Source organism: Halomonas sp. KG2 (genome assembly GCA_030440445.1).
GTDB lineage: Bacteria > Pseudomonadota > Gammaproteobacteria > Pseudomonadales > Halomonadaceae > Vreelandella.
Map to the genome: position 1 here is coordinate 1,865,197 of CP098528.1, position 16,826 is coordinate 1,882,022.

A 16,826-nucleotide genomic window follows, 5' to 3' on the forward strand; every position below is an offset into this window, starting at 1 on the left:
GCCACCTATGTCATAGGTTTAATAGAGAGTTAATTGCAAGTTAGGGCGAAGCCTATGATGAGGCTATTAACCACATACAACGCTTCGTTCCCCAAAGCGTTGGGGAACGAAGCATCCTTGCACGTGTAAAAGTAAGCGTGGTAATTAGCGACTAATTACCAGATCACCTAGATAGGGGAAGTCTAGGGCGTTAACAACTGGCTCGATATCAACGCCGTTAGCTGCACCATAGGCAAGGTTCTGCCAATGCAGCGTGATGTAGCCCACGTCTTCATAAAGCATGGCTTCGGCTTCACGCAGCATTTCATTGCGTTTTTCGAGATCGGTTTCGCTATCTGCCGCAGTCACAAGTGCGTCGATTTCTTCGTTGCAGTAGCTGCCGTAGTTGTACTGGCCGGCGCCAGTCTCTTCATCAATACAGAAAGAGAGGTACTGGAAGAAGTTGGCGGTGTCTTCGGTGTCAGCGTGCCAGCCAATCATCGCCATATCGGAAGCGCGGTCATCATACTCAGGCCAGTATTGAGCGAGGGGCATGGTGCGCAGATTAACGTTAATGTTAATTTGTGCCAGCATGTTTGCCACTGCTTGAGCGATCTGGGCATCGTTCACATAGCGGTTATTGGGCGCGATCATATCAACGCTGAACCCTTCCTCGTAGCCCGCTTCTGCCATCAGCTCTTTGGCACGTTCAACGTCATAACGAGGCACTAAGTCAGGGTTGTGGCCTGAATAGCCTGCGGGAGAGAACTGGCTTGCTGGCGTAGCGAAACCGCGCATCAAGCGGTCGGCAATACCCTCTTGGTTAATCGCCAGGTCAACGGCTTGACGCACACGTGCATCCTGGAAGGCTTCAACACGCTCTTCGTTCATTTGGAAGCCAATGATGCGCGTACCATCCACTTCTACCAGGTTGGCGTTACCGGCTTCGCGAACACGGTCCAGATCGTTGGGCGGTACGGCATCGATAAAGTCAACGCCGCCTGACAGTAGTGCCGCCACGCGTGAGGCATTTTCAGCAATAGGTGTCAGGACAATTTTAGAAACGTTGCCTTCGCTTTCGGTATCCCAGTAATCCTCGAAGCGTTCAAAATCAACGCGAACACCTTGGCGGCGTTCAGTGATAATAAATGGGCCTGTGCCCGATGCATTGCGCGATGCAAATGAGTTGCCCGCTTTTACGATTTCTGCTTTTTCATTGCCGCTTTCCGTTTCTCCCGTGTAGAACTCGCTATCCATGGGGAAAATGTAAGTCGCAAGGTTGAGCAGTAGTGGGTAGGGCTCAGTGGTGGTAATTTCGACAGTGTAATCGTCAACTGCTTCGGCACCAGCGACGGGCTCAAAAATAGCGCGATAATCGGGGCTCTCTTTCAGGCGCTCAATGGTCCATACCACGTCTTTGGCGGTGAAATCGTTACCTGAGTGAAACTTGACGCCTTCACGCAGCGTCATGCGTGTCGTGGTTTCGTCTACCTGTTCCCATTCGGTTGCCAGGCGCGGCTCAAACTCGAAATCTTTTGTCCAACGTACCAACGGGTCAAACGCTAAGTGTGAAAGGCGCAACATGCCGCCAGATAACTGCTCGTGGATATCGAGGGTTTCAGGATCGGCAGAGTAACCAATGCGCAGGGTTTCTGCGCTCGCGGTCATGGGCAGCATCGTCGTGCCTGCAACCACGGCACCAATAACAGAAGCCAGTAGCGTTTTCTTAAACGTCATAATGTTTCCCTTTGTATTGTTTATTGTTCACTTTGCTGGCCATAACGAGTGTGTTTAAGAACTAAGTGTTTTTAAACACCAACTGCATTTGAAAACCAGCAAAACAGACACGGTCAGCTTGTAAGCTGTTCTAACAATATTCTGTTCGCTATAAACATAGAGAGTGTGGGGCGCGTCATACAATCGAAATAATGAGAGGTATCATTCATCTGCTGAATGACTGGGCTGGGTACGGCCTTGCAAGGAGGGGAGGTTAGACGAAGGTGGAGGGAGTGTGAGCCGCTATTTAGGCGTTTCTGTTCAATAGCGGCATCTGCAAAAATGTGTTTTAAGCGAAATGTTGATGTAGCCAGCGGTTAATGGCATCTGACTCGTAGAGCCACTCTTCCCGGCCGTCTTCATGATTAATTTTTAAGCAGGGAACTTTGACCTTGCCGCCGCCTTCTTGCAGGGCTTTTTTATGGGCAGGATCTAGTTGAGCATCGCGCAGTTCGATATTAAGTCCCAGGCGTGCGATCTCTTTGCGTACTTTGATACAGAAAGGGCATGTCCGGAACTGATAGAGGGCTAGGTGCTCACAGGCGGCATCGACTTTAGCTTGCTCTTCCTCGGTACGCTCTACCGCTTTTGGGGTTGAAAGCTTCTCTGAGATCAACATGACGGGGGCTAGAATAAGGCGAACACCTCTGAAGAAATAGCGAATTAAAACACGCATTGTAAGCTCCCTCGGCAACACTGAAATTAGTCAGCGCTAGGATGTGTATGAATGATCGTATCTAAAAGATCATGAGCAAAAAGGTAGCCGCATCCTGCATCAAACTGGGCGTTTTGTCACTTCTGAACGTGCTTAGGCGCTAGTTTTAAAGCCAAGACCTGCCTTGAACTAGATGAGCCAGTTAACGTTGCATGCTAGTCTCAGCAGCTTAGTTAACTGGTTAAGTAAGGAGCGCTTCACCTATGCGTCTGCATATTATGGGTATCTGCGGCACTTTTATGGGGAGCCTGGCTTTGCTGGCGCGGGAGTTAGGGCATCAGGTGAGCGGCTCAGATACGAATGTGTATCCTCCCATGAGTACCCAGTTGGAAGAGGCAGGGATCACCTTGATGGAAGGGTATCGCGCCGAAAACCTTGCTGATCAGCCTTCACTTGTCATTGTAGGAAATGCGCTATCGCGGGGTAACCCAGAAGTCGAGGCGCTGCTAAATAGCGGTTTGCCCTATACTTCTGGCGCTCAGTGGTTGGCTGAACATGTACTGCCTGGGAGGCAAGTCATTGCCGTTGCAGGTACTCACGGTAAGACCACCACTGCCAGCCTTTTGGCATGGCTATTGGAAAGCGCTGGCTTAACGCCTGGATTTTTGATTGGCGGCGTGCCGCGTAATTTTGGCGTGTCGGCACGCTTAGGCCATCACGACAGTCCCTTTATTGTCGAGGCTGACGAGTACGATACGGCGTTCTTTGACAAGCGCTCTAAGTTTGTTCACTACCGTCCCCAGATTGCGGTGATGAACAACTTGGAGTTTGACCATGCCGATATATTCCCTGACCTTGCGGCGATTGAACGCCAGTTTCACCATTTGGTGCGAACTGTGCCGAGCCAAGGTTGCTTGCTGGTTGCTGATCAACAGCCAGCGCTGGAGCGTGTTCTGGAAATGGGAGCGTGGTCGTCGGTCGAGCATTTTGGCACGTTAGAGAGCAGCGAGTGGCAACTGCGTTTGGAACGTGAGGATGGTAGTCGCTTTCAGGTACTCCACATCGGGGCAAACAGCGAAGAGGATGGCGTGGTCGAGTGGGCGTTAACCGGTGAGCACAACGCGCGCAATGCACTCGCGGCACTTGCTGCAGCGAGCCGTTGCGGTGTGAATCTCGCTCGCGCTTGTGCTGCTCTCGCGCGTTTTAAAACGCCCCGTCGGCGTCAGGAAATCATCGGTGAAGTGGATGGCGTGCAAGTCATTGATGACTTTGCCCACCATCCAACAGCGATTGCAGCGACGTTAAAAGGGTTGCGCGCAGCCACCACCAAAGGGCGACTACTCGCGGTGATTGAGCCACGTTCCAACACCATGCGTTTAGGCGCTCTACGTGCTCGACTAAACGAGAGCGTTGCCGATGCGGATGCAGTGTTCTGGTTTCAACCAGCAGGGCTTGACTGGTCGATGGAGGCGTTAGTGGCTGAACAAGGCGAGCGCGCCGAGCTATATAGCGATATCGATGCACTTGTTAAGGCGGTTGTTACTCACGCGTCACCACTTGACCGTATCGTTGTTATGTCCAATGGCGGTTTCGAGGGCGTTCACCAGCGTCTATTGAGTGCGCTGTCTGCCAAGGAGCAAACTGAGTGACAGACTTTAAACCTCCGGTGACGGTGGCGCTGACAGGAGCTTCGGGGGCGCAATATGGCCTGTGCTTGATCGATGCATTGGTGGCCTCAGGGCATGAAGTGTGGGTAATGATCTCCAAGGCGGCACACATGGTTATTGCCACTGAGACTGATGTGTCGTTACCCGCTCAGCCAAAGCGCTTAGTCGAGGCGCTTACTGAGCAGAGTGGTGCCAAGCCCGGTCAAATCCGCTGTTTTGGGCGTGAAGACTGGATGGCGCCCGTGGCATCGGGGTCCGGTGCTCCCTCTGCGATGGTAATTTGTCCCTGCTCTACCGGTACGTTGTCTGCCGTCGCAACAGGCGCGAGCAACAACTTAATTGAGCGTGCCGCTGACGTTGCCATCAAAGAGCGGCGGACACTAGTCATGGTGCCGCGTGAAAGTCCATTTTCGCCCATTCACCTTGAGCACATGCTGGCGCTAAGCCGCCTGGGCGTCGTAATTTTGCCCGCGGCCCCCGGCTTTTATCATCGCCCAGAACGGATAGAAGATTTGATCGACTTTGTGGTCGCCCGGATACTCAATCAGCTAGGTATTGCCCACCGTCTTGTACCGCGCTGGGGAGAGGGTCATGAAACCACGTCGAATGATACCGATAACGACGTAAACAACACGGAAGAGTAATGATGATGTCATGGGCGACGCTGTCAGTGTTTGTACCCACTTTTTTGTTCGTTTCACTAACGCCGGGGATGTGTATGACGCTGGCCATGGTGCTGGGCATGACCCAGGGAGTGAAGCGAACGCTGTGGATGATGATAGGCGAGTTAGTGGGTGTTGGTATTGTGGCCGCCGCTGCAGGTGCTGGTGTAGCCGCGTTAATGCTACGACAGCCAGAGCTGTTCATTGCGTTTAAGTGGGTAGGCGGCGCTTACTTAGCTTATTTGGGCATTATGATGTGGCGCTCTAGAGGGCGTATGGCTATTCCTGCCGAGCTTAATGCTGGACCTGCTGCAGGGCGAGTGCAACTGGCCACTCAGGGATTAGTCACGGCAGTGGCCAACCCTAAAGGCTGGGCCTTTTTCATGGTGCTGTTGCCGCCGTTTTTAGATGGCAGTCGGCCACTTGCGCCTCAGCTAACGCTGCTGATTGCGGTTATTTTAGTGATCGAGTTTGCCAGCATGCTGGTCTACGCAACAGGGGGCAAAACGCTGCGTAACGTGCTGGGCAAAAGTGGCAATGTAAGGTTGCTTAATCGCATTGCCGGGACATTAATGATAGGCGTGGGGATCTGGCTGGCCCTGGGATAGCACCGAATGGCTAGACAGGTGGTATCAGGATAATCCGCAGGACTACCAACGCGATGGTGGATGCCATTAGCCTGCCCCATGGGCAATGAGGTAAAGGAGCCCTAACGCGTCGCTGCCAATTCAGCCGAATGAGGGCGCATACCAGCAAGCCCAAGAGGGCGCCGCCGATGAGATCACTTAGCCAATGAACGCCTAATATCAAGCGCGATAACGCCATGGGTGTTGCTAAGATAATGGCCAGCCAATAAACCCAAATGCGTTGTTTGCGGTGCAATTCTGCCGCAATGAAAGCCGCTGCTAGCCCTACAACAACAACCGTCGTGGAGGTGTGTGCACTTGGATATGAAAATGAGCCAATTAAGTACTCCGGCGTTGCTGGTCGAGCACGCTCAAAAACCATTTTTCCTATTGTGTTGAGCAGCGCAACGCCACCGATGGCAAAGACCCAATGGCAGAGAGCATCGATGCGTTTATGGTGGATCAGCCAAACGGCCAAAGGCAAAAGTAGTGCGCTAACCCCGAGTGCATCGCCTGTTTTAGCTAAGGCTACGCTGATTAACTGAAGTGGTTCATTGGTTAACCAGCTAAACAGTCGCTGTGCTTGTAGGTCTATCGCCAGCGGGTCTTGATGATGGATGACTAGCAGAGTCCAGGCGGAGACACTTGCCAACGTGATCAAAAACAGCAGTAACGAGGCTAGCGGCACTTCATCATTAAGGCTCATTGAGAGCCACGACCGACGCATAAAGGGGATGCGGCGAATAAGACGTGCTGTTGCCAAGTAGATGAAACCGTGGCGTCCAACTTGGGCTCTTCCCCAGGAAAAAATCACTGCAAGCACGACGATACTTGCGCTTAATGTAATGATTGCCGTTTCTATATTTGGGGGGAGGTTGAGGTGCTGTTGCCAGGTTCTTCCTAGTAAGTAGCCAGGCAACACATAAGCGGGGGCCCATAGGGCTGCGGAGGTGATATTGGCCCACAAAAAAGTGCGCTTTGGCATCCGCAGCATACCTGCAATAAGCGGAATAATGGGGCGGACTGGGCCTACAAACCGACCGATAAATACGGAATGGATACCATAACGGTTAAAAAAACGTACGCCGCGTTCAAGCCATTCTGGGTGCATGGATAAAGGCCAGCGGTTAGTGACCTGTTCACGATGGTGATAGCCAAGCAGGTAGCTAATGCTATCCCCCAACATTGCGCCTATTAACGCAGCACCGATTAGCCATGGCAGGGCAATGGCTTCATGTCCCGCCACGGACGAAGCGGCGGTAATTAATACAACACCAGGGACCAATAAGCCAACCAGCGCAAGGGATTCAAGCAGCGAAATCAGTGCAACCATCAGGAGTAACATGGCTGGCGAGAGTGACAGGGCAAAAAGCGTATCAGCCATGAAAAATACTGCTCCATTTAATCCGCATCAGGCTATAGATAATGCGTTTGCACGAGCTTCCAGGCGATTTATATAGCGTTCAAAGCTCTCATTTCGGCATGGTAGGCAAACAGCAATGCGGGTTTCTAACTGCCCCGTTTCTACTAAAACACGTTGTGATAGTGCGCGTTGAAGCCGTTCGCGCACCAACATAGCACCGCTCTCACTTGTGTCGGGCAGTACTAACCAGAACGTGGCGTTGCCTGCCCGACCTAACAGATCGTGGTCGCGGCAACGGCTATTGACCTCGTTACAGAGCGCGCCAAGCAACGCCGTTTTTGCGCGTGAACCAAATTGCTCTTCCGCCATATCAAGCTGGGGTAAATGCATCACTAAGACTGCCAAGCGCTTGTTGAGCATTGCTGCGCGCAGAAACTCGTTGTGAAGCCGCTCTTTTAGCGTATCAATATGGTAAGCATTGCAATCATTGTCGTTTGGGTCTGTCGCCCTCAACAATGCTCTCTGACGTGCGTGCTCCCATGGTGGTAAGGCCATCAGCAGAATGAGAGCGATATAAGCAATAACTGTCTCTGAGGATGCATCGCTGTGACGGGTTAGTAGCCACCACAGGGGGCTGGAAAATACCGTTAGTAAGAACGCGCTCGATAGCGGTAGTAAAAAAAATGCCGCGGCCGTGGGCAGTCCGATCCAAATTGTCGAGATGCTAGGATGATTGTAGAAGGTGGCCAGGGTAATGACATAACTGCTACCCAGCAAAATAGCGCGGGGAACAACAGGGTTTAACGCTTGGCTGTGGTGCATTAACAACGCAGTAAGTAGCAGTAGTGTCACAAACATTGGCACTAAAAGGTCGTGATAATTGCCCATGCTATAAAGCCAGAATGTGTATCCTGCTACTAGGATTACACTCGCGGTGTAGGCAAACGTTATCAGGTGTCTGTGTCGCAGTTGGTCAATCATCGTTACCTTCCCGTTGTTGAGGCGGGAGCTGAACTAGCGCCTCGACGGATAGACCCGATAGCTCTATATCCATTAGTGGTAAGTGATGGGAGTGCTGTGTTTCTGGGAGGCCTGCACAGAGAAGCTTGCGGCGTTGGGCGGCTTCCTTTGGGCTATGCGACAACATCAAGGCGGCAAGTGTCTGATTATTTAAGCGATAAACGTGTTCGAAGCTGTATATGAGGCTGCATAATTTTTGCGCCGACGACCAAAGCTGATGGCGTTTTACTTGGATAATTAATAACTCTGCATAGATGGCTTCACGTTCAGAACGGGTTTGTTCGCGGCTGAGGTCTCTCAGCAGCTGCCCGCTAGGCCATAGATTTAACCCGGGGATTAGCCGAAGGCGTTTGCGAATGGAGCCGTTAATATCGATTAACTGGCACGCTTTTGCACTGGACAGCACGCCTAGCGTGATCAATGCCGCCAACAGTAGCAGCGCTTCGGGTAAGCTAAGAAGAGGGGCGATTAATGACCAGCTAATCAACGCGGCGCACGTATTGAACACGGCCACCCAGCGTTTCTGAGGCAGCATAAACATTGCCGCCCAAGCCCATATTAAAAAGCTATGGCGCTCTGGAGCCACGGCAATAAGTCCCAGTAGTAGCGCCCCCGTGAGTACTTGCCAAGGTAGGCCTTTAGAACGACGATGGCTAAAGTCGAGCAATAGCGCAGTAACAAAAAGCCAGCCTACAGACAACCAAAGTACTAGCGCGGCCGCTGGCTGCGCCATATATGTCCAGGACGCTAATGCTAACGCCGCTGCGAACAGGTTGGCTCTTAGCAGGCGTATTTTGTACTTGTTTTGCATGGTGGCTTACTATTCACCTTTAATTCAAGATTGCCCATGGAGCACTTTGACTAGGCGTGGGCGTCAATATGTATTCATTAACAGCGTCAGTATAACGCCCTAATGGCGTAACATACTGCCAAACACCTAGTACCACTACCATAGAATGCAACTTGCCTTGCATACGCAATAAGACAGGGAGAAAGTATGAGCGGTTCAAACGCACGCCAAAACATAGCCCTACAGCAATTAGCTGCGGGGAATGTGCCCGCTTATATCCAGGTGCTCGGTCAAGGCGCTAGGGCAGCTGCTCGAGAGCTACGTCGTGCTGATACGGGATTGAAAAATCGTGCGCTTGAGGCAATGGCATCGCGCCTGACAGCCTCTAGACAATTAATACTAGAAGCTAATGCGCTTGATTTGCAGCGTGGCAAAGAAACCGGCCTAGACGCTGCATTGCTTGATCGTCTGGCGCTTAATGATGCGCGAATTGATGCCATGGTCGAAGGCTTGCACCAAGTGGCTGCACTGCCAGATCCCGTTGGCGAAATTGACGATATGCGCTATCGCCCAAGCGGCATTCAAGTTGGCAAAATGCGCGTGCCGCTAGGCGTTATTGGCATTATTTATGAATCTCGCCCGAACGTTACCCTTGAGGCAGCAAGCCTGTGCTTAAAATCGGGTAATGCTTGCTTGCTACGCGGCGGTTCTGAAGCCAGTGCGTCAAATGCGGCGATTAGCAGTTGTATTCAGGAGGGGCTAGCCGATGTTGGCTTGCCAGCTGAATCCGTACAGGTTGTTGCCACCACCGATCGCGCTGCAGTAGGTGCGATGATCAGCATGCCCGAGTACGTCGACGTCATAATTCCAAGAGGTGGAAAGTCTCTAATCGAGCGCATTTCCCGCGAAGCAACGGTGCCGGTCATTAAACACCTCGATGGGGTTTGTCACGTTTACATCGACACTACGGCCGATCCCGCTAAAGCGCTGGCCATCGCGGTAAACGCCAAAACGCATCGCTATGGCACCTGCAATACGATGGAGACGCTGCTGGTGGATGCGCCGATTGCTGACATCGTGCTGCCAGAGTTGGCTCGTGCCTACGCCGAGCATCATGTAGAGCTACGTGGTTGCGAGCGTACACGAGCATTGCTGCCCCAGGCGGCGTTGGCCACCGAAGAGGACTGGGGTGCTGAGTACCTTGCGCCGATTTTAGCGATTAAAGTTGTCGATGGAATGGATGAGGCGATTCAGCATATCGAGCACTATGGCTCCCATCATACTGATGCCATTGTGACTCAAGACATCAGTCTCGCGAGACGTTTCATGGCTGAGGTTGACTCAAGCTCAGTCATCGTCAATGCCTCTACGCGCTTCGCTGATGGCTTTGAGTATGGACTGGGTGCAGAAATTGGTATCTCAACCGATAAGCTGCATGCGCGAGGGCCGGTTGGATTAGAAGGGCTTACAACGCAAAAATATGTAGTCTTTGGTGATGGGCAAATCAGGCAATGAGTTTAACACCCATGCGAATAGGCATGCTGGGGGGCACATTTGATCCTGTACATCTGGGGCATTTGCGAAGCGCCGTTGAGGTTCGTGAAGCCCTGGAGCTTGATCGTTTACACATGATTCCCGCTCCTCAGCCGCCTCTGCGTGATACGCCTCAGGTGTCACCAGAACAGCGTTTTGAGTTGTTAAAGCTAGGCATTAGCGACACACCAGGTGTGATGGCTGATGATCGAGAGCTACGCCGCGAAGGGCCTTCTTATAGCGTGGATACGCTTGCTGAATTGCGGCAAGCGTATGGCGATAGCGCGTGTCTAGTGATGATCATTGGGTTCGATGCTTTTCTGCGGTTAGCCAAATGGCACAAAGCTAATCAGATATTCTCTTTAGCACATCTCGTTGTGATCGCTCGACCTGGCTATAACGCACCATGGCCTGAGGAATTAAGGGAACTGGTGAGTAATCGTGAAGTCGATAGTGTAGATGAACTGATGCAAAGCCCTCATGGTCGTGTTCTGACGCTGGCCTTGCCCTCCATGATGGCGATTTCAGCTACTTATATTAGAGAGCGTTTAGAAAAGGGCAAAAGCGTTCGTTATCTACTGCCTGAGGCCGTCGAAGAAGCCATTCTGCGGCACGGTTTGTATCATTCTGATGAATAGCGCTGGCAGTCAGGAAAGAAGCCGTTACAATGGCCGGCTTATTGACTGACTATCACTGAGCTTGCTTTTGCTGAGCTTGCGACAACAAGGGGTTGCCTTTAGGAGCCATGCACATCGATACACTTAAAAATCTAGCGGTTGATGCCCTAGAAGAACTTAAAGCACGAGATATTACGCAGTTAGATGTTTCCAAACTGACTGAAGTTACTGATTTGATGCTGATCGCTAGTGGTACCTCCACTCGCCACGTGGCTGCCTTAGCGCAAAATGTTGTGGAAAAGGCCAAAGCGTCGGGTCTTGCGCCCCGAGGTGTTGAAGGTGGCGATAATGCTGACTGGGTATTGGTCGATTTAGGCGATGTGATTGTCCATATTATGTTGCCTGAAGCCAGAGCCCTCTATGATCTTGAGCGCTTATGGGCAGACCTACCCAATGACGCTGGGGCTATTAGTGAGTCGCTCAAACGGTTTGAAGAGCGAGCCACGATGTCATGAAGATCCGGCTGTTAGCGGTGGGCACCAAAATGCCTGCGTGGGTTGAGGAGGGCATTGAGACCTACCGCAAACGGCTGCCTCGAGACTTCTCGCTTGAAATTGAAGAAATTCCACTGGGTCAGCGTGGCAAAAATGCTGATATAGCTAAAGCGCGTGCGCAAGAGGCTCAGCGTATACGTGACAAGCTTCGTGGCGACGAGTATATCGTGGCACTTGAGGTTAAGGGTAAAACCTGGAGTACCGAGCAACTTGCTGACGAAGCCGACGCTTGGCGCATGTTGGGCAAAGATATTGTGTTGTTGGTGGGAGGACCTGATGGCTTAGAGCCATCCCTTTCAGCAATGGCTGATAAAGCGTGGTCTTTATCGCCTCTCACGTTGCCACACCCACTGGTACGCATCATGCTGGCTGAGCAACTTTACCGGGCGTGGACACTGCTAGTAGGTCATCCCTATCATCGATAATTGTTTTTTGTCTGATTTGAGAGTCATCGTTACCCATGCCTAAGCGCCATGACACGCTTAAAAACCCTGAGCAAGAATTGCGTATTTTTCGTGTCAGGGCGCTACTTGCCGTCTTAGTGGTGGTTGTTTTGACGGGATTGCTGACTGGACGATTAGCATACTTGCAGATCGTTCAGCACGATTTATACAGTACTCGCTCCGAAAAAAACCGTGTCCGTGTCGAGCCTCTGCCCCCCAATCGGGGGTTGATTTATGACCGCAATGGCGTCCTCCTCGCCGAAAATCGCCCTACCTATAACCTCACATTGGTGCGCGAACGCGTTGATGATTTAGATGAAACGTTGGCGCTGTTAGTTGAGCTTCTAGACTTGCCCGAAGATGATATTGAAGCGTTCAATGTCCGTTCCCGGCAACGCCAGCGCCCGTTTCAGCCTGCGCTTTTAATGAGTGATTTGAGTGAAGACCAAATAGCACGGCTAGCGGTGAATCGGCATCGTCTACCAGGGGTCGAAGTAGAGGCGCAACTACTCCGTTACTATCCTGATGCCGAAATGATGGCCCATTCGCTGGGCTACGTAGGGCGCATCAACGCAGAAGAGCTGCAAACCCTAGATACTGGGCGATATGCGGGAACACACTTTATTGGTAAAACGGGGATTGAGCGTTTTTACGAGACGGAACTGCACGGGCAGGCGGGGCTGCGTAAAGTTGAAACGAATGCACGTGGGCGTGTACTTAGAGAGCTTGGTCGTACTGATCCGGTACCTGGGGAAAACCTTACTTTAACGCTTGATAAGTCAATGCAAATGCTGGCTTACGAGCTGTTAGATGGCAGGCGTGGATCTATCGTCGCGATCGTTCCTGGGACGGGTGAAATCCTCGCCATGGTATCGACGCCTGGCTTTGATAGTAATCAGTTTGTGACAGGAATTGATGTCGCCTCTTATCGCGGCTTGCAGGAAAATATCGACCTCCCGCTGTTTAATCGAGCAATTCGTGGCCATTATCCGCCAGGTTCAACCATTAAACCTTTTTTGGCGCTTGCGGGACTAGTCGAGGGTGTTATCACACCTGATAGCACGATTAATGATCCTGGTTTTTATCAGTTGCCCAACGACTCTCGTCGCTATCGTAACTGGCTGCGCTGGGGGCATGGCCGAGTAGATCTGGAGCGGTCTATTGCCGTTTCAAACAATACTTATTATTACACCCTAGCCCATGATCTGGGTATCGATAATCTGCATGAACAAATGACCAATTTTGGCTTTGGCCAACGTGTTGCTCATGACGTGCAAGGCGAAAGCACCGGCCTGATGCCGTCTCGTGACTGGAAGCGGGCACGTTTTAATCAGCCTTGGTATCCCGGTGAAACACTCTCTGTGGGAATCGGGCAGGGTTACTGGCAAGTAACTCCGTTACAACTGGCGAGTGCAACGGCTACATTGGCTAATCGCGGTCATTGGATAAAGCCGCGTCTTGCGTTAGCAATAGGTGACGAGCCCTTAGCGCTGGATTTGCCGGATACGCTGCCCGATATTCAGTTGGATAATGACAGCTGGTGGGACCGTGTTTTCAGCGGCATGGAAAAAGTAATTAGTGGGAGAGAAGGCACGGCACGCCGCACAGGGGTGGGGCTAGAGTACCGTATGGGGGGGAAATCAGGCACCGCCCAGGTGTTCTCACTTGGACAAGATCAGCGTTACAACGCCGCAGAACTTGAAGAGCGCTTACGTGATCACGCTCTTTTTATGGCGTTTGCGCCAATCGATAACCCACAAATTGCGGTCTCAGTTATTGTTGAAAATGCTGGAGGCGGGAGTACGCATGCCGCTCATTTGGCGCGTGCGATGACCGATGCATGGATATTAAGAGACGATGCGCCAGACGCTGAAGAAGTTAAAGAAGTACTGGAAGAAGATACTGCCAACGTGGAGGGCAACTAATGAGGTCATGGCAAACCCTCTCTCGCCCACTACGCCGTTATCCAGTACGCCCACCCGATAGCGGTATTGCTCGGCGCAAAAGCATCTGGGAGCGGATTCACCTTGACCCGTGGCTGTTAGGTTTGCTGCTGTTGCTGATGGGAGGGGGGCTGTTAGTGCTTTATAGCGCTTCCGGGCAGCGTATTGATACCGTGATTGCGCAAGCGATACGTTTTGGTGTTGCCATCGCTGTTATGGTGGTTATTGCGCAATTATCGCCTTCCACGTTTCTGCGCTGGGCTCCCTTTGCCTACGGTCTGGGCTTAGCTATGTTGTTGGCAGTGGAAATAGCGGGTGATGTGGGGATGGGGGCAAAGCGGTGGCTTGAGATACCGGGCGTTATTCGATTTCAGCCATCTGAAATGATGAAGCTAGCGGTGCCACTGATGGTGGCTGCCTATCTGAATCGCTGCCAATTACCGCCACGTTTCAAGCATATTTTTGTTTGTGCGGTGATCATCGGCTTGCCGGTGGTACTTACGGCTATACAGCCGGATCTTGGGACGTCGCTTTTAGTGGCTAGCGCGGCGGTGATTGTCGTGCTCTTGGCAGGTTTATCCTGGCGCCTAATTGGTTTGGTTGGTGCCTTAATAGCAGCAGGGCTTCCTGTTCTATGGATGAATATGCACAACTATCAGCGTCAACGGGTTTTAACGTTCCTGGATCCGGATAGCGACCCCTTGGGGGCGGGTTGGAATATTATTCAATCAACAACAGCGATAGGCAGTGGTGGTTTGTGGGGGAAGGGCTGGCTTGAGGGTACCCAGTCTCAATTAGAATTCCTGCCTGAGCGCCATACGGATTTTATTATTGCCGTGCTGGGTGAAGAGTTTGGTCTGGTGGGAATGCTAGTGCTGCTATCCCTGTATGTCATGATTGTGGGGCGAGGCCTTTGGCTGGCAACCTCTGCTCAGGACACCTTTGGGCGACTTTTTGCAGGCAGCATTATCCTGACGTTTTTTATATATGTGTTTGTCAATGTCGGCATGGTGAGTGGTATTTTGCCCGTTGTTGGCGTACCGCTGCCGCTAGTGAGCTATGGCGGGACTTCCAGCGTGACCTTGCTGGCAGGGTTCGGTATTCTCATGTCAATACATGCCCATCGGCGGTTGTTGCCGCGCTAGTATCGAATAGATAAGTAGCGGTGCTTTTTCACAGGAGTGGTTAGTTAATGAAATGGGCCCGAAATAAAGCAGGCGGCTGCATGGCAGCTATGTTATTGGCGTGTGCTTACACGGCTGCATGGGCTGACGATGCGTCGCCTTTTGACCCGCAGCAGCACGAAGGTACTCAACAGCTAGTTGACGAGTTAGCAGAACAAGGAATTCCTCGGCAATGGCTAACAGATGCTCTGAATCAAGCCAGCTTTAGCCAATCTGTTTTGGACGCGATGGAAGGTGCGGCTGAGCGTCGCTTACGTTGGTATGAGTATCGAGATATATTCTTAACTCAGCAACGTATTGAGGAGGGGGCCGAGTTCATCAGTGAGTATGAGGATGCGTTTGCTCGGGCTGAGGACGTGTATGGTGTCCCACCAGAGATCATTGCTGCCATTATTGGTGTTGAAACCTATTACGGTAAGCATAAAGGGCGCCACCTTGTATTAGACTCATTGGCAACATTAGCCTTCAACCATCCTGTCCGTGGTAGCTTTTTCCGGGGCGAACTGGCGGCTTTTTTGAAAATCGCTCATGAGCAAGGCGTTGAGGTTGACGAGCTGTATGGTTCGTATGCGGGCGCAATGGGGTATCCCCAGTTTATTCCCACGAGTTATCAGGCCTATGCCGTCGATTTTGACGGTGATGGTAAACGAGATTTATGGGAGAATCCGGTCGATGCCATTGGCAGCGTGGCGAACTACTTTGCGGTACATGGTTGGCAGCGTGAAGGGGCAATTTATCATGAGGCCGATGGCCCTGATTCAGCACCTGAAATGCTTTCTATTAATCAAACCAGTAAGCCGGATGTGACTGTATCTGAAGCGATTGAAGCTGGCATTGAACCGCAGAGTGCGCTTGATCCAGAGTTGCTTGTGGTGCCTTTAAGGCTCGAGCTTGCTGATGATAGTATCCAATATCGCTTGGGGGAATATAACTTTTACGTTATTACCCGCTATAACCACAGCCATCTCTATGCAATGGCAGTGACAGAACTGTCAGAGGCGATTGCGCGGCAGGTTGAGGGTTAACTATGAGAACAGTGCTGTCTGAGGCTCGTGGCATAGGTGGTGCGGTGATCATCATGGCGCTGGTTAGCGGCTGTGCCAGCCATGAAGCTCAACAAAATAGCGCTAATCAGCCTGCTAGTAAGCCTGCTGAAAGTGCGAGTGGGGCGCTCAGCAGTGGAGCGAGTAGTGGCGGTGCATCGTCGTCCGGGGAGCGCTATGCAATGACGGGCGACGCCTATCCGTTAGAGCCGCCGGATGTAAGCAAGGTGCCAAACGCTGAGCCGCGCATAGAGCCGCCATCGCGTTCCGGTAATCGCTCCACTTATGAAGTGTGGGGGGAAACCTATCATGTGCTGCCGGATGCGGCGGGCTACGTGAAGCAAGGGACGGCCTCTTGGTACGGTGAAAAGTTTCATGGCTATGCCACATCAAACGGAGAGATTTATGACATGTATAAAATGTCTGCGGCTCACCGTTCGTTGCCACTGCCAACATTTGCCCGTGTCACCAGTTTAGACAGCGGCCAATCTGTAATCGTGCGCGTCAATGATAGGGGGCCTTTTCATAGCGACCGTGAAATAGATCTTTCCTATGCAGCGGCTGCACGACTAGGCTTTTTAGATAATGGCACTGGCGCCGTCCGGGTTGAGGCTATCGAGCCTGAACAATGGCTGGCTCAGCAAGGTAGGAGTAGCCGTCCAGGTGGTGAGGAGCCTTCAACATCTTCTACTGCGAATGCACGACCTATTCCAGATGTTGCTGTTCAGCGACCAATGGCAGCGGATGACGCTATTTATCTACAAATTGCAGCACTGGGCAGTGAAGAAGGCGCCCAGCAGTTGCAGCAACGTTTGGTTGGTGAGCTCCCGCATAACGTACGGGTGATGAGTGATGCAGATGTGCATCGTGTGCAAGTTGGGCCAGTGAGCCCTAATCAGGAAACCCAAGCACGTGAAGAACTCCGTCGGGCGGGCTTCCCACAAGTGTTTATCGTGAGATAGCTCACCCCC

General features: G+C 51.9%; 16 protein-coding genes. 11 read left to right on the plus strand and 5 right to left on the minus strand.

Annotation, left to right across the window (positions count from 1 at the left end):
* Positions 1-144: 144 nt before the first annotated feature.
* Together NDQ72_08660 and NDQ72_08665 are read right to left on the minus strand one after the other, a co-directional pair.
* Positions 145-1,716, minus strand: coding sequence for an ABC transporter substrate-binding protein (locus NDQ72_08660; protein ID WKD29996.1), 1,572 nt, complete (start codon positions 1,714-1,716; stop codon positions 145-147).
* 328 nt (positions 1,717-2,044) lie between these two features.
* A complete protein-coding gene (locus NDQ72_08665; protein WKD29997.1) occupies positions 2,045-2,431 on the minus strand; it encodes a glutaredoxin in 387 nt (128 codons plus the stop codon).
* 242 nt (positions 2,432-2,673) lie between these two features.
* Between NDQ72_08665 and mpl the strand changes: the two genes are divergently transcribed.
* Genes mpl through NDQ72_08680 form a run of 3 tightly spaced genes read left to right on the plus strand, consistent with a single transcriptional unit; the run spans position 2,674 to position 5,347 of the window.
* Positions 2,674-4,059 (plus strand): UDP-N-acetylmuramate:L-alanyl-gamma-D-glutamyl-meso-diaminopimelate ligase, encoded by a 1,386-nt coding sequence (mpl, locus tag NDQ72_08670; GenBank protein ID WKD29998.1) that lies wholly within the window; start codon positions 2,674-2,676, stop codon positions 4,057-4,059.
* Positions 4,056-4,721 carry a UbiX family flavin prenyltransferase gene (locus NDQ72_08675; GenBank protein ID WKD29999.1) on the plus strand — a complete coding sequence of 222 codons (666 nt, stop codon included), beginning with the start codon at positions 4,056-4,058 and terminating at the stop codon, positions 4,719-4,721. The genes mpl and NDQ72_08675 overlap by 4 nt, the downstream gene beginning before the upstream one ends.
* Positions 4,722-4,723: 2 nt before the next feature.
* Positions 4,724-5,347, plus strand: a complete 624-nt coding sequence (locus tag NDQ72_08680; GenBank protein ID WKD30367.1) for a LysE family translocator — start codon at positions 4,724-4,726, stop codon at positions 5,345-5,347.
* A 10-nt stretch (positions 5,348-5,357) separates the two neighbouring features.
* Here NDQ72_08680 and NDQ72_08685 read toward each other — a convergent pair whose 3' ends face one another.
* From NDQ72_08685 to NDQ72_08695, 3 genes are read right to left on the minus strand one after another with little or no spacing between them, the layout of a single operon-like run.
* Positions 5,358-6,749 carry a bifunctional DedA family/phosphatase PAP2 family protein gene (locus NDQ72_08685; protein WKD30000.1) on the minus strand — a complete coding sequence of 464 codons (1,392 nt, stop codon included), beginning with the start codon at positions 6,747-6,749 and terminating at the stop codon, positions 5,358-5,360.
* Between the two features lie 27 nt (positions 6,750-6,776).
* Positions 6,777-7,709 carry a diguanylate cyclase gene (locus NDQ72_08690; GenBank protein ID WKD30001.1) on the minus strand — a complete coding sequence of 311 codons (933 nt, stop codon included), beginning with the start codon at positions 7,707-7,709 and terminating at the stop codon, positions 6,777-6,779.
* A complete protein-coding gene (locus NDQ72_08695) occupies positions 7,702-8,559 on the minus strand; it encodes a hypothetical protein (GenBank protein ID WKD30002.1) in 858 nt (285 codons plus the stop codon). The genes NDQ72_08690 and NDQ72_08695 overlap by 8 nt, the downstream gene beginning before the upstream one ends.
* Before the next feature lie 186 nt (positions 8,560-8,745).
* Between NDQ72_08695 and NDQ72_08700 the strand changes: the two genes are divergently transcribed.
* From NDQ72_08700 to NDQ72_08735, 8 genes are all read left to right on the plus strand, one after another.
* Positions 8,746-10,053 carry a glutamate-5-semialdehyde dehydrogenase gene (locus NDQ72_08700; protein WKD30003.1) on the plus strand — a complete coding sequence of 436 codons (1,308 nt, stop codon included), beginning with the start codon at positions 8,746-8,748 and terminating at the stop codon, positions 10,051-10,053.
* Positions 10,050-10,709: a nicotinate-nucleotide adenylyltransferase gene (gene nadD, locus NDQ72_08705; GenBank protein ID WKD30004.1), complete on the plus strand. Its 660-nt coding sequence runs from the start codon at positions 10,050-10,052 to the stop codon at positions 10,707-10,709. The genes NDQ72_08700 and nadD overlap by 4 nt, the downstream gene beginning before the upstream one ends.
* Before the next feature lie 107 nt (positions 10,710-10,816).
* Complete coding sequence (gene rsfS, locus NDQ72_08710; GenBank protein WKD30005.1) at positions 10,817-11,203, plus strand: ribosome silencing factor; 387 nt, start codon at positions 10,817-10,819, stop codon at positions 11,201-11,203.
* Entirely contained in the window at positions 11,200-11,667 is a 468-nt protein-coding gene (gene rlmH, locus NDQ72_08715; GenBank protein ID WKD30006.1) for a 23S rRNA (pseudouridine(1915)-N(3))-methyltransferase RlmH, read from the plus strand. The genes rsfS and rlmH overlap by 4 nt, the downstream gene beginning before the upstream one ends.
* A 35-nt stretch (positions 11,668-11,702) precedes the next feature.
* On the plus strand, positions 11,703-13,610 hold the full coding sequence (gene mrdA / locus NDQ72_08720) for a penicillin-binding protein 2 (GenBank protein ID WKD30007.1): 1,908 nt from the start codon (positions 11,703-11,705) through the stop codon (positions 13,608-13,610).
* Positions 13,610-14,773, plus strand: a complete 1,164-nt coding sequence (gene rodA, locus NDQ72_08725) for a rod shape-determining protein RodA (GenBank protein ID WKD30008.1) — start codon at positions 13,610-13,612, stop codon at positions 14,771-14,773. The genes mrdA and rodA overlap by 1 nt, the downstream gene beginning before the upstream one ends.
* 47 nt (positions 14,774-14,820) lie before the next feature.
* On the plus strand, positions 14,821-15,837 hold the full coding sequence (gene mltB, locus NDQ72_08730) for a lytic murein transglycosylase B (GenBank protein ID WKD30009.1): 1,017 nt from the start codon (positions 14,821-14,823) through the stop codon (positions 15,835-15,837).
* A gap of 2 nt (positions 15,838-15,839) precedes the next feature.
* On the plus strand, positions 15,840-16,817 hold the full coding sequence (locus NDQ72_08735; GenBank protein ID WKD30010.1) for a septal ring lytic transglycosylase RlpA family protein: 978 nt from the start codon (positions 15,840-15,842) through the stop codon (positions 16,815-16,817).
* The last annotated feature ends 9 nt before the right edge of the window (positions 16,818-16,826 follow it).